Raw genomic sequence first — 13869 nt, 5'->3', positions numbered from 1 at the left:
AGTATTTATTTGTAGGACGGGGGATGAGTTTATGAACAACACCAAGAGAAAAATGAAGACAATGGACGGAAACACGGCCGCCGCACACATTTCGTATGCCTTCACCGATGTAGCGGCAATCTTCCCGATCACACCGTCATCGAACATGGCGGAAAGCGTCGATGAATGGGTAGCCCAGGGAAGAAAGAACATCTTCGGGCAGACAGTAGAAGTAGTAGAAATGCAGTCCGAAGGCGGTGCCGCCGGCGCAGTACACGGCTCCTTACAGGCCGGTGCGCTGACCACTACCTACACCGCATCCCAGGGCTTACTACTGATGATTCCCAACATGTATAAAATTGCCGGTGAACTCTTGCCGGGTGTCTTTCACGTAAGTGCCCGCGTAGTCGGGGCCAATGCCATCAGCATCTTCGGTGACCATTCCGATGTTATGGCCACAAGACAAACCGGCTTTGCCCTACTCGCCGAAAGCAGCGTGCAACAAGTGATGGATCTGGCGGCCGTCGCCCATCTGTCGGCCATCAAAGGCAGAGTGCCCTTCCTTAACTTCTTTGATGGTTTCCGGACCTCGCACGAAATCCAAAAAATTGAGCTCCTAGAATATGAGGAACTGGCCAACCTAATAGACTGGGAGGCACTGAACCAATTTAGACGGCGGGGTTTGAACCCCGATCACCCCGTATTACGGGGAACCGTTCAGAACTCCGACATCCACTTCCAGCAACGCGAAGTAACCAACCGCTACTATCAGGCCCTGCCCGATATCGTCGAAGAATACATGGGCCAAATCAGCAAACTCACCGGCCGGGAATATCATCTCTTCAACTACCATGGTGCGGCCGACGCCGACAGAATCATTATTGCCATGGGTTCCATGTGCGGGGCCATCGAAGAAGTAGTTGATCATCTCAACTCGCAGGGCGAAAAAGTGGGCCTATTGACCGTTCATCTCTACCGGCCCTTCTCCATAAAACACTTCTTTAAATACATACCCAAAACAGTCAAAAAAATCGCCGTCTTAGACAGAACCAAAGAAATGGGTTCCTTAGCCGAACCCTTATACCTTGACGTAAAAACAGCCTTCTATAACACCGACTGGCGTCCCGTTATTGTCGGCGGACGCTGTGGTGTTGGCGGCAAAGACGTCATGCCAAGACATATACAGGCCGTATATCAAAGCCTCAAGCAGGAGCAACCCCAAGACAACTTTACCGTGGGCATCATAGATGACGTCACCAATACCTCATTGCCATTCGGTAAAGACATTGACACCACGCCGGCAGGAACCAAAGCCTGCAAATTCTGGGGACTTGGTTCTGACGGAACCGTAGGCGCCAACAAAAGTGCCATCAAAATCATCGGTGACCATACCGACATGTACGCACAAGCCTACTTTGCCTACGACTCCAAAAAATCCGGCGGTGTCACCATCTCCCACCTACGATTTGGCAAACAGCCGATAAAAGCCCCGTACCTCATTAACAGCGCTGATTTCATCGCCTGCCACAACCAGTCCTATGTAGACAAATACGACCTAGTAGAAGGCCTAAAGCCGGGCGGCAGCTTCCTCCTCAACTGCACCTGGAACCAAGAAGAACTGGGCAAAAATCTGCCGGCGGCGCTGAAACACTATATTTCCGAAAATAAGATTAACCTCTATACCATCGATGCGGTTGGTATTGCTCAGAAAATAGGTCTTGGCGGCCGGATCAACATGATTATGCAAGCGGCCTTCTTCAAAATCGCCGCTATCATTCCGCTAGAAGAAGCTACCCACTACCTCAAACAAGCCGTTGTCCAATCCTACGGCAAAAAAGGCGAAAAAGTGGTCGCCATGAACCATGCCGCCATCGATGCCGGCGTAGCCGCCAGCGTCAAAATAACTGTACCTGCTGCCTGGGCCAATACCCAGACAGAACCGGATACGGCCAAAAACGTCCCGGCCTTTATCAACAACATACTTGCGCCCATGAACCGCCAGGAAGGCGACAAACTGCCCGTAAGCGCCTTCCTCAGTGTCGAAGACGGTACCTATCCCTTAGGCACGGCTGCCTATGAAAAACGGGGTATTGCCATAAACGTACCAGAATGGCAAGCCGAGGCCTGCATTCAGTGTAACCAGTGCGCCTATGTGTGCCCGCACGCCGCCATTCGCCCCGTACTTGCCGATCAAGACGAAATCAAACAAGCACCGGCAGGCTTTACCACGAAACAAGCTACCGGGGCCAAACAACTAAACTTCCGCATCGCCATATCCCCGCTGGACTGCACCGGCTGTGGCAACTGTGCCCAGATCTGTCCGGCCAAACAACCAGCGCTCATAATGAAACCCCTCGATACCCAGCTTGCCCAGGATAAACTATGGGAGTATGCCCTGACGCTCAGCCCCAAAGCCAATCCGGCAAGCAAAACCACCGTCAAAGGCAGCCAATTCGAACAACCGCTGTTAGAATTCTCCGGCGCCTGTGCCGGTTGCGGTGAAACTCCGTATGCCAAACTAGTCACCCAACTATATGGTGACAGAATGATGATCGCCAATGCTACCGGCTGCTCCTCCGTGTGGGCCGGCAGCACACCCTCCGTACCTTATACCACCAACCACCGCGGCCATGGCCCGGCCTGGGCCAACTCCCTATTCGAAGACAACGCCGAATTCGGTTTGGGCATGCTTTTAGCTGTCAAACAAGTACGGAAAAAATTAGCCATGGATATAGAAAAAGCAGCCAAACTTAACTTAGGACAAGAATGGCAACTGGCCTGTCAAGAGTGGTTAGCGCATCAGGATACCGGCGAAGGATCACGGGAGCGAGCCGATCGTCTGATAGCCGCGCTAGAACCAATAAAAGACCAGGATGACCTACTCAAAGAAATCTATCAAAACCGGGATTTCCTGGTCAAACGGTCTCAATGGATATTTGGCGGCGACGGCTGGGCCTACGACATTGGCTTTGGCGGGTTAGACCATGTCTTAGCCTCCGGCGAAAATGTCAATGTACTGGTATTTGATACCGAAGTCTATTCCAATACCGGCGGTCAGTCCTCCAAAGCTACGCCGACCGCAGCCATTGCCAAATTTGCGGCCAGCGGCAAACGGGTTAAGAAAAAAGACCTGGGCATGATCGCGATGAGCTATGGGTATGTCTATGTCGCGCAAATTGCCATGGGGGCTGACAAAAATCAAACCTTGAAGGCGATTGCCGAAGCCGAGGCTTATCCGGGGCCATCCCTGATCATCGCCTACGCGCCGTGCATTAATCATGGTCTGAAAGCCGGTATGGGCGCAAGCCAACAAGAGGCGAAACGTGCTGTGGATAGCGGTTACTGGGCCCTATACCGGTATAATCCAGAGGCCAAAGAGGCAGGCAAAAATGCCTTCACACTGGATTCCAAAGAACCAACTGCCGACTTCAAAGAATTCCTGATGGGCGAAGTTCGTTACTCGGCTTTGAAAAAGCAATTCCCCGAAGTGGCCGATCAGTTATTTGATAAAACCGAGCAAGATGCTAAAGAACGGCTGGCCACCTATCGGCAGCTGGCAGGCAAGTAGTTTATAAAGTACGATAGTAAAAGGGTAGAGGAGCACGCAGTGCTCCTCTACTTATTAGTACGGGAATTTCAGCAGTAAAATGCTCAGTAATTCCTACCTTATAATGATACTCGTGTATTCGGCTCTGGGGGGGGTCCTCAGGGCATTTTTGTTTTTGATTTTCGTTGATGCGCAATGTATGGTAATAGGTTATGCTATTATTAATATAGGTCTTTTTAGTACTGTTATCGAGAGAATATAGATAAGAAACTCGTGGGCAAGGAAGGATGCAAAGATGGATGGTAAACTGACGATAGGGGAACTGGCCGAGCTTTTCGACGTATCTACTGACACATTACGGTATTATGAAAAAGCCGGTATACTTTCGTCACATAAAAACGACGACAACGGCTATCGATATTACACATATGAAGAGATTATCGTCCTGATGGATATATTGTTTTTTCGCGGTATGAAGCTATCGATTAAGGACATTAAGCAGATCATAACGAAGATGGGTATAGCCGATATTAAAAAATTGCTTTATCAAAATCAAAGGGTAGTTGAAGATAGAATACAAGAGCTAATCAAATTACAGAAAACAATTACCCAAGTCGTTTCCCATTACGAACAGTGTGAACAGCATGTGGGAAAATTTTCGATTGTCCCTGCACCTGATTTCAAATACAAACTCCTGGGCAAGCAGGCAGATAACCTGGTTGCTATCATTCGAAAATATAAAAAGGAGAATTGGGATTGGCTTGACAGCATTCGGTATACTTTATTAATCCCCCAAGAAGATTTTCTAAAAAATCCAAATTTCAGTTCAGCTCAAGCCGCTATCAGTATCGACAAAGAGAATTTGTACATGCTGGATTTGGCGGAACAGCAGGAGCTTGCTTCTTTACCTGAGGCAGAATATTTATATACGATAGTGCAGACAGACTATTTTGAACAGGATAATGATGCACTGGGAAAGGCTCTGGAGTATCTGAAAGAAGAAGGCAGACGAGTAAGTGGTCCGATGATTGGCAGGTACATGGCAAGCTCGCATAAAGACGGCCTTGATTTTTATGAAATTTGGATTGCTACTAATAGCCATTGACATTGGAGTTACTCCAAGGTTTATCATCTTATATAGGTGATAAATATGAATGAAAACATATTAGGCAAAGAAAATATTACTGCTTTATTTTTCAAATATAGTGTTCCTGCAATCGCGGGAATGTTGTTTCTGGGACTGAATACCATTGTAGATGGTTTTTTTGTTGGCAATTATATCGGTGTACATGCGCTGGCAAGTGTTACTATTGCGATGCCCTTTTTTAGCCTGATGATTGCGGTTGGTGTGGTAATCGGCATTGGTACGCAGAGCATGGTGGGGCGAAAGTTAGGCGAAGGGGATAACGGGGCTGCGGATGACACCTTTAAAACATCTCTCCTTTTAATGCTCGGCGTCTCGTTGCTGCTTTCGCTGATCGCTGTTGGTTTTACCAAGCAGATCGCTGTATTTTTGGGGGCAAGTGCGCAGTTAATGCCGTTGGTAACAACCTATATTAGTTATACGGGATTATTCTTGCCGCTGTTAGGGATAATGTTTGTTCTTGATTATGTGCTAAAGGTAATGGGGAAACCTCTCTATTCCATGCAGGTTCTGATCGCTGCTGTTTTAAGTCATATGCTGTTTAACTATTTATTTATAGTACAACTGGGACTAGGAATTAAAGGCGCTGCTTTAGCGACTGGATTAGGCTACGGTATTGCTTTTGTTATGGCGATAATTCCTTTTATTACGGGAAGAACCACTTTGAAATTGGGTAAAGGAAGTTTTAAGAGAGATTTAGCCTATAATATTATCTATAATGGCTCTTCAGAGGGGTTATCTGAGATAAGTACGGGGATTACAACTTTTCTATTTAATATTACGCTTATGCGTTATGTAGGCGAAGTTGGCGTAGCTGCTTTTACCGCTGTTAGTTACTTGTCTTTTGTCGGGAATAACATCCTGATAGGGTTATCTGATGGGGTTGGCGCGATTATTAGTTATAACTATGGCAGCGGTAAAATAGAACGGGTGAAAGAAGCACTAAAGCTTACTGGTTTTGCGGCATTCGCAATTGGTGTGAGTGTTTTTACCGTGATCTCTTTATTTGCCGGAGAAATAATTGCGATATTTTTGGATGCAAATAACGATACGGTACTTGCCTTTGCGGTTTATGGTGCCAAACTGTATGCTTTTGCGTTTATCGTAAATGGTCTGAATATCGTTGCCTCCGGTTATTTTACCGCTATTTGCAATCCTCTGCGTGCAGCGTTAATTGCTTTGAGTAAAGGAATAGTCTGGATAGGCATAGGGCTAGTCATGCTGCCAAAGCTGCTAGGGGTAAACGGCATATGGCTGACGGTTCCTGCGGCGGAAATGCTAACATTCCTATTATCTATAGCCTTGCTATATAATCATTTTAAGTATCAAATTCAAATGAATATCAGGCAATAGTATTGGATTTTTGACTCTAAGGTGATAGCCTTAGAGTTTTTTTATTAGTAAGTAAACAAAAAGCTTTAAATAGCAAAAAAAATGGATGCTTTGCATTTATAATAGTAATAGAATAAAAGAGATTATAGGAAGTTCTTGGGATAGTGTTCCTAATTTCTATGTTTCCCATTAAGTAGAGCATCATTTTTTTGGACTTCAAATGGAACGGGTGAGAGAATGCGGCTAGACAAGATTTTTGATAAAGAATTCAAACGGCGGTTGATCGATTTTGTTGTAACAGTTTTGCTTAGTTCGTCAGCTTATTATTTTTCGGACGGGGTATATAATTATTGGTTATTAACCTGGCTAGCTCCAATACCGCTTCTGGTATATGCACTAAGAGCATCTACGCTTTGCGTAATTTCTGCCAGCTTAATTACAAGTTTTTTAGGGTTCTCCAGGGCTATTTTTGCCTATGCGAATACGATAATTCCTGTTTCGGTTTTTATCTATGGAACATTTATCAATGCTATTATATATACAACTTTAGTCATGTTGTTTCGTTATGTGGTTTTGCGAAACGAACACTGGGCAGGGTGTTTTATTCTTGCAAGCGGGTGGACTGCTTATGAGTTTATCTCATCATTATATTCTCCGGCGGGAACTGTTGGTAGCATTGCTTATACCCAACTATTTAATTTACCCATTATACAAATTGCCTCTATCACAGGAATTTGGGGAATATCATTTTTGTTACTGTTGGTTCCCGCGAGTATTACCTTAGCGTGGCATTATCGCAAAAACGCAAAATTATGTTTAAAAACGATAGCTATTCCGATGAGTATACTAATCGTTACTTTACTATTTGGCGGGTATCGCTTATACGTGCCAAGCCAAGGGGCTGTTGTGAAAATTGGCATGGCAGCTATACCTATGACTATGGAAGAGATGCGTTCGCGTGGGCAGCAACAAGAGGCGGAGAAAATTATCAGCAGATATGTTCACTGTATTGATTTGCTTTCCCGTGCAGGTGCTGAGGTTATTTTGCTGCCGGAAAAAATTGTAGCATTAAATCTGAATGACCAGGTGAATCTTTTAGAACGGTTGGCGGAGGCTGCACGAAAAAACCAAGTTACGGTAATTGCGGGAGTAAGTGTTCAGGCGGATGACAAACTATATAATTCGGCCTACTTCTTCTCACCCCACGGCGAAACGGTATTACGATATGACAAGCAACATTTGCTGCCATTTTCTGAGGGGCGTTTTACGTCCGGCGAAACACTTGGCATTGGGGATAGGGGAGACCAAGGAGCATGGGGGATTGCCATTTGCAAGGATATGGATTTTGAAGAGCCTAGCCGAGGGTATAGTCAGGCAGGAGTTAATTTGCTGTTTGTGCCCGCTCTGGACTTTAAGACCGATTCGCTATTACATGCCCGAGTTGCTATCATGCGTGGCGTTGAAGAAAATTATGCAGTAGCACGAGCTGCGCAGTGGGGATTATTGAGTTTGAGCGACAACAGAGGAAATATTATTACAATGGAATCCAGTGCGGCAGAAAAAGAAGATGCACTTCTACTGGGAGAAATCCGGATGGGAGAAGGTAAATCGCTATATAGTAAGTTGGGTAATTGGTTTGGGTATCTTGCGGTGGGGGTATTTATTTTATTGATAATATTCTTTTTGAGACAAGTAAAAAGGCAAAGGTAAAAGTATATTGGCTTTGCCTCAATTCCACTCGGATTATCTTATGAGCAAACTGTAGCCTGCTAAAAATATAATGACGCTTCAATAGTTTGTATTTTTACAGGGATTTAATGGTAATAAGGCGAATCAATAATGTTATCAGTTAATACTGCCTTTCATAATATGAACCTAAAAGTAAGGAAGGAGAAAGAGTAATACTTTATTTGGAGGAGCCTTATGTGTCTTACTTGTAGTATAGTTAACGCTGAGCTATTGCCAACTGGCGGAATAATTTATAAAGATGATTATATTGTTTTACATCATTGTATTGACATAAATATACCCGGATATTTGATTATTTCACCGTTGCGGCATGTAGAATCATTTAGTGATTTGAATCAAACGGAGATTTTGCAGATGGGAACTATAATGAAGTTGGCTGTGACGGCTTTAGAACAGGTAGACGGGGTCGAGAAAGTATATATAGCTAATTTCGGTGAGGAAACAACGCACTTTCACATGCATATCTTTCCGCGCTATAAATGGATGCTAAATCAATCTGCCCAAGATATATACATTGGTAATAGAGTAGATGGAGCCAAATTATTAAGCTTTTACAGACAAAAATGCAAAACAACGCCAGAACTTATGAAAGAAAATGATATTGTTGCTGTAACTGCGTATATCCAAAATCTGATTTCTTCTCATATATCTGGTTGAAAAAGCTAGTGCTGGGGGAGTTTACAATTGACACACCATACCCAAAATGCTATACTGATTATCGTTATCTCAACGGATGTCATTCCTGTAGAACCTGCCAGTTATGCTATTGTGTAACTTTTTTAATGTCATATGATTCCATTTGGTTTGATTGATACTAAAAAGTTGATTTTCAAGCTCAAATAGAGTATTATAAGCAGGTAAGGAAGATAGCTCAAGTACAGATAAATCAAGGATTTAAGACATGCGCCCGTAGCTCAGGTGGATAGAGCGGTGGTTTCCTAAACCGCGTCTTGCGGGGGTTCGAGTCCCTCCGGGCGCACCAGAAAATGTAGTAAACTCAGGCATCTATGGTGTGGAGCAATCATAACCGCGTCTACGGGGTGGTGCAACCCCGTAGCAACATGATGAATTTTTAATGCAGGTTCGATAATTTCGAGCCTGCTATTTTTGTTTTGAATCATCATTTTCATCGGTTTTCAAATCATAAATCTTGCTTACATTTTTTGCTGATTCACGATCACGGCCTGGTATAGAGTGGAGAGTATTCCATACGCCCAATAGACATAATGAATATACACATCACCTAATTCTGCGTAGCGTCATATAATGGTAACAAACGCCCAGAAAAAGGAGGATAATATGAATTACCATTGCCCCAAATTTTACATGAACAAAGCGCCAAACGCTTATCAGATAATTGACCATGGTCCAAAACCTTTTGTCATAAATATAGCGCAGGCGACAAAACAAAATAAAACATTCCGCACCGCTATATGGACGGGCGACTTTATGCAGCTAACCCTAATGTGTATTCCCGTTGGCAGTGATATCGGGCTGGAAATTCACCCTCATCTTGACCAGTTCATTCATATTGAAAAAGGGTTGGGAATTGTTAAAATGGGCGCACGCAAAAATGATTTGTGTTTCCAAAGAAATGTCGGTGATGGTTATGCCTTTGTTATTCCAGCGGGGACTTGGCATAACCTAATTAATACGGGGGAAATCCCATTGAAACTATATTCAATTTATGCGCCACCCCAACATCCGAAAGGAACTGTACACCTAACAAAGGCAGATGCCGAGGCAGATGAACACAGCTATTAAGAAACAGCTCACGGATAACGAGTAGTTCGCCATTCATAAACTATCTGATTTGTTGCAAAAGATATTGCCGCCTACCGGCTCGCCTGGTAGGTGGCTTTTTTGTTTTTAAGAGTTCTGATGATAACTTATCCAAAAGCAAAGTTATATGTACGGATAAAAAGTAGAAATAGTTTCATTTGGTAGTTTAGTTTATCGTAACTACGGAATGTATCTTAGTGGAAGCCGATGTACAGGAAACACACAGCGATAATAAGAGTTCCTTGGCTATGTCGGCTTAATAAATTAATTGGAGGAATGAAGAATGGCATTAGATCAGTACACAGTATCATTATTACATTTTGATGATGGGATTAAGGATGAAACGGGGAAGGTATGAACTGCTGAAAATGGTGCTAGTGTAAGCACTGCTCAAAGCAAGTTCGGCGGATCAAGTTTGTTTTTGAATGGTAGCCAAACTATAACTGTGGGTGCTTCAGATGATTTTAACTTTGGTTCGGGTGACTTTACAATTGATTGGTGGCAATATTTAACTGATATAACAGGCACAACAGTTAGTGCTGAATCGAGCGATGGTAATTATTTATTTGCACTTAATTATCGTACTGGTTCCGAGTACACTACTCCTGATTTAGCATTTTATGCATCTTCCGCAGGGAATAGTGTGTGGGATGTTGCTAGTAGTGTTAAAATGGGGACTATTCGTAAGGATATTTGGGTTCACTATGCTGTTTGTCGCCGAGGCAATACAATATATCTATTTGAAAATGGGATCCTACAAAATAAAGTAAACGTTACAGGCAGATCATTTGTGTCAGCAACTAAGGTGAATATTGGACGATATCGCAATCTCTACTGTAAAGGCTATATTGATGAATTCCGAATATCAAAAGGCATTGCCCGTTGGACTGACAATTTTACACCGCCAACGGAACCTTATGAGGGCGGTACACCAACAATTCCAGCACCAACCAACCTAACCGCTACCGCAGGCGACGCTAAAGTAACCCTTAACTGGAACGCAGTAACCGACGCAACAGGTTATAATGTTAAACGGTCAACTACTGCTGGTGGCCCATATACTACTATCGCCAGCAATGTGTCTGGAATCAGCTATGTGAATTCTGGTTTAACTAACGGTACCACCTACTATTATGTAGTGACTGCTATTACCGCTAATGGGGAGAGTGGCCCATCGAATGAAGCATCTGCTACACCTAAGGCCAACACTACACCTGGAGATAATGAGCAATCATTATTGCGAGTCATTATGATTGATTCCAGTGAGCGTGAATATTGGTTGTCGAAGAGCGAAATTGATGGGTTTGTTAACTGGTATAATCATCATGTAGCTGCTGATGCTATGAGCTATGCAATTAATGACTCAGTGGATCTGAGTAAGGAATATTTATCCTTTGATAAAATTATTAGCTTTAAAGTTGTTTCGGTAGTTAATAAGTAACTTTACCACATTACATGGTTTTTCCCATTCGCTCTCTTATGCTATCAAGTGAGCCACATCCTCCGGGGCGCAGTTTTTATTGTTAGTGGCGGTTTTTCTCTACCTATCATAAATTACATTGATAAGTTATTTCGTGGGAGGTATTGTTCATGCGCTTTGGTTGTGGTTGTGATTCTCTTGTTCCGGAGTGCGATTTGACTTGGCTCATATTGGTAATCGTCGTACTTTTGTTAAGAATTTTTTGCAGTTGCTTCTGACTATTAATTACCAGCGCTAGGATGGGTTTACCTGTGGCCGAGGTATTAGATATTTGTGTCGTATCGCTAATAAGGAAGTCAAACTGCTTCACGGTGAAAATTTGTGGTTTAATTGAGCATTAATGGAGCAACTGGTGTAAATACAACAAAAGCAAGGCATCAGAGATTCTGAGCCTTGCTTTTTCGTCTTTTGCCCACTCCTAACTTTGGACGAGAGTGGGCTTTTTTTAGTTCTAAGGAAATTCTATATATTGGCGTTTATTATCTAATTATTGGATTTGCATTAAGAATGCAGAACGATATACATTGATCTTCGATATTGAACTGAGGGGGTATTTATATGTACGGTCATATGCCTTATGGAATAATTGTTTTTCAAATATTTCATGTAGCAGTAGTAGGTGGAGGTTTATACTTGCTGTACAGTATTTCAAAATCGTTAAAACGAATTGCCGACAACTTGGATAAAGCAGATCAGCAATAAATTGAGAATCCTATTCCTCAGCCGGTGCCGGGGGATGGGATTTTTTCTTTAAGATTCGGAAGTGATGGGCTGATTTGCTTGGAGCTTTCTTTTGTTTTATTATTAATATATGAGTGAGAACATGTCATATTTTGTATCCGTATTAAAACATAAGTGGTTTGTATTTATTGAATGCTGCCGTTTGGGTATTCCCGTGCAAGGATTATTACATGATCTAAGTAAGTTTTTTCCGGCGGAATGGATACCTCGTACTAAGGCCTTACGTGTTGGATGTAATGCTTTTCAGTATGAAGACGTTTATTGTGACCTTCATACATTAGAATGCCAAGTAATAGCATGTTGGAATCATCATTACCATAACAATCCGCATCATTGGCAGTATTGGGTTGTGTATTTAGATAACGGGGAACAGAAGGTATTTCCAATTCCTGAGCGGTATAGGAAAGAAATGCTTGCAGACTGGTTGGCAGTTTCGCGAAATCCCGAGCGTAGTGATATATATACTTGGTATTACAAATGGAAAGATAAACTTGTCTTACATCCAGAAACGCGCCAATGGTTAGAACTTGAAATAAATAAAAGAAGATAACCCAGTGGCATTCGTATAGTATGCAGCCTAAACATTCCAGGAGATAAGGTGATTTTATGCAAAAGCAATCAATATGGACGCAAGGTTTTGTAGGAATGAGCTTAAGCAGTTTTTTTCAGTATATGACCCATTATGCCTTAGTTGCTGCACTTCCGGTCTTTGTTATGGACAGCCTCAATGGTAATGAGAGGCAGGCGGGACTAGCTATGACCTTTTTTCAGATTGGTGCTGTTTTAGCAAGACCTCTCGCAGGTAAATGGATAGATAGTTTTGATAAAAAGAAGATGCTCTTACTATCCTTAGGAATTTTTTTCTTGACCAGTATCATGTACCTAGTTGTAAACAATCTGTATATTTTATTAGCGGTACGGCTTCTCCACGGGGCTATATTTGCCATAGGCACCACAACAGTAGCAACGATTGCTACCTTGGTGCTCCCGCAGCAGCGTAAAGGAGAGGGGATAGGTTATTTTGCTGTATTTACCAATTTGGCGATGGTAGTAGGTCCCTTTTTCAGTTTAATAATTATTTCTCATTATCCGTTCACTATACTATTTGCCGGGTGTGTTGCCTTGGCGACGTTATCTTTTTGGTGTGGGAATAGAAATAGCTTACCCCAAAATTCCGGAGAGGCAGTCAAACTGACAACCGAATCTTCACAAGGTAATCGGTTTATAGAACCCAAAGCTTTATCAATGGCTCTGATGGGGGGGTTGGTATTTTTTGCTTATACAGGGGTATTAGTGTTTATTCCGCTATATGCTAAGTACATAAATCTGATAGAGTATACGAGTGCCTTTTTTGCTGTCTTTGCTTTAGTTATTTTGGCAACGCGGCCGATAGTAGGTAAAATATTTGATCAATATGGTGCTAATATGGTAATTTATCCAGGGTTCATAATGTTCTTGCTTGGGTTAATTAGCTTGAGTCAAATACAAGGGTTACTAGGATTTCTAATATCAGCAGCTATTATCGGGATAGGATTTGGGGCGCTTAGTCCTGCCTTCCAAACGCTTGCTATACGGAATTTACCTGAACACCGCGTGGGTGTAGCTACGGCCACGTATTTTTTAGCTTTGGATATTAGTGTTGGACTTGGATCCTTTCTTCTTAGTATAGTAGTTGCTTTTGGAGGATATAGTTATATGTATTTGTTTAATGCAGCTATTGTTGGTATTACCGCGGTGTTTTATTATATTTTTATGTCGAAAAGAGCTGCGCCGGCTAAATGAGAGGCTAATATTCGAGTTCCTCCAGGCGCACCATTTAATACAATAATAGCAAGGCTTCGGAGTTCTGGGCCTTGCTTTTTTGTGTTCTTTTTTAGTGCTGCACTATATTCCTTTTTTTCTGTAGTAATATGGTATCAAGCCGCCAGTTAGCTCAGGCCGGCGGCGTTGATGGTTTTGTTAAACGAGAAGATTAATAAAGTATATGTTTTGGGGGTTACCTGTTGGTAGCCTTTTTTTGTGTCTGGATTTACTAAGTTTATTTTCATAACCTTTAAGAATGTATGAAATTAGATGGAGGTGGGGTAGTGATTGAATACACACAAACTGAACTCT

At 42.7% G+C, this 13869-nt stretch carries 10 protein-coding genes and 1 tRNA gene; all 11 read left to right on the top strand.

Translation table 11 applies throughout. The features are described from left to right. The first annotated feature begins 31 nt into the window (after window positions 1-31). The 11 genes from nifJ (at window position 32) to SRRS_RS25840 (ending at window position 13536) form a co-directional block, all read left to right on the top strand. Window positions 32-3547: a pyruvate:ferredoxin (flavodoxin) oxidoreductase gene (nifJ, locus tag SRRS_RS25890; protein ID WP_371364527.1), complete on the top strand. Its 3516-nt coding sequence runs from the start codon at window positions 32-34 to the stop codon at window positions 3545-3547. A 274-nt stretch (window positions 3548-3821) separates the two neighbouring features. Continuing rightward, window positions 3822-4631, top strand: a complete 810-nt coding sequence (locus tag SRRS_RS25885) for a MerR family transcriptional regulator (protein WP_371364525.1) — start codon at window positions 3822-3824, stop codon at window positions 4629-4631. Window positions 4632-4676: 45 nt separating this feature from the next. Then, on the top strand, window positions 4677-6023 hold the full coding sequence (locus tag SRRS_RS25880) for an MATE family efflux transporter (RefSeq protein WP_371364523.1): 1347 nt from the start codon (window positions 4677-4679) through the stop codon (window positions 6021-6023). Window positions 6024-6239: 216 nt separating this feature from the next. Beyond that, on the top strand, window positions 6240-7712 hold the full coding sequence (locus SRRS_RS25875) for an apolipoprotein N-acyltransferase (RefSeq protein WP_371364522.1): 1473 nt from the start codon (window positions 6240-6242) through the stop codon (window positions 7710-7712). A 213-nt stretch (window positions 7713-7925) separates the two neighbouring features. Beyond that, the gene (locus SRRS_RS25870; protein WP_371364520.1) at window positions 7926-8408 is read left to right on the top strand and encodes an HIT family protein; all 483 of its coding nucleotides are present in this window, start codon (window positions 7926-7928) and stop codon (window positions 8406-8408) included. Between the two features lie 246 nt (window positions 8409-8654). Next, a tRNA-Arg gene (locus tag SRRS_RS25865) sits at window positions 8655-8733 on the top strand. Window positions 8734-9050: 317 nt separating this feature from the next. Further along, window positions 9051-9515 (top strand): cupin domain-containing protein, encoded by a 465-nt coding sequence (locus tag SRRS_RS25860; protein ID WP_371364518.1) that lies wholly within the window; start codon window positions 9051-9053, stop codon window positions 9513-9515. A 433-nt stretch (window positions 9516-9948) separates the two neighbouring features. Next, a complete protein-coding gene (locus SRRS_RS25855) occupies window positions 9949-10974 on the top strand; it encodes a LamG-like jellyroll fold domain-containing protein (protein ID WP_371364517.1) in 1026 nt (341 codons plus the stop codon). Window positions 10975-11571: 597 nt separating this feature from the next. Further along, entirely contained in the window at window positions 11572-11715 is a 144-nt protein-coding gene (locus SRRS_RS25850; RefSeq protein WP_371364515.1) for a hypothetical protein, read from the top strand. Window positions 11716-11836: 121 nt separating this feature from the next. Further along, window positions 11837-12304: a DUF5662 family protein gene (locus tag SRRS_RS25845; protein ID WP_371364513.1), complete on the top strand. Its 468-nt coding sequence runs from the start codon at window positions 11837-11839 to the stop codon at window positions 12302-12304. A 56-nt stretch (window positions 12305-12360) separates the two neighbouring features. Beyond that, the gene (locus tag SRRS_RS25840; RefSeq protein WP_371364511.1) at window positions 12361-13536 is read left to right on the top strand and encodes an MFS transporter; all 1176 of its coding nucleotides are present in this window, start codon (window positions 12361-12363) and stop codon (window positions 13534-13536) included. Window positions 13537-13869 lie beyond the last annotated feature (333 nt).

Origin of the sequence: Sporomusa rhizae, from assembly GCF_041428845.1 — a bacterium.
Lineage (GTDB): Bacteria > Bacillota > Negativicutes > Sporomusales > Sporomusaceae > Sporomusa > Sporomusa rhizae.
This window is presented reverse-complemented; position numbering and strand designations above follow the sequence as displayed.

Bases quoted from the DNA above. Each gene is read 5' to 3' on its own strand.
- SRRS_RS25860 (WP_371364518.1), top strand. From the start codon at position 9,051: ATGAATTACCATTGCCCCAAATTTTACATGAACAAAGCGCCAAACGCT.
- SRRS_RS25850 (WP_371364515.1), top strand. From the start codon at position 11,572: ATGTACGGTCATATGCCTTATGGAATAATTGTTTTTCAAATATTTCAT.
- SRRS_RS25870 (WP_371364520.1), top strand. From the start codon at position 7,926: ATGTGTCTTACTTGTAGTATAGTTAACGCTGAGCTATTGCCAACTGGC.
- SRRS_RS25885 (WP_371364525.1), top strand. From the start codon at position 3,822: ATGGATGGTAAACTGACGATAGGGGAACTGGCCGAGCTTTTCGACGTA.
- nifJ (WP_371364527.1), top strand. From the start codon at position 32: ATGAACAACACCAAGAGAAAAATGAAGACAATGGACGGAAACACGGCC.
- SRRS_RS25845 (WP_371364513.1), top strand. From the start codon at position 11,837: ATGTCATATTTTGTATCCGTATTAAAACATAAGTGGTTTGTATTTATT.
- SRRS_RS25840 (WP_371364511.1), top strand. From the start codon at position 12,361: ATGCAAAAGCAATCAATATGGACGCAAGGTTTTGTAGGAATGAGCTTA.
- SRRS_RS25875 (WP_371364522.1), top strand. From the start codon at position 6,240: ATGCGGCTAGACAAGATTTTTGATAAAGAATTCAAACGGCGGTTGATC.
- SRRS_RS25880 (WP_371364523.1), top strand. From the start codon at position 4,677: ATGAATGAAAACATATTAGGCAAAGAAAATATTACTGCTTTATTTTTC.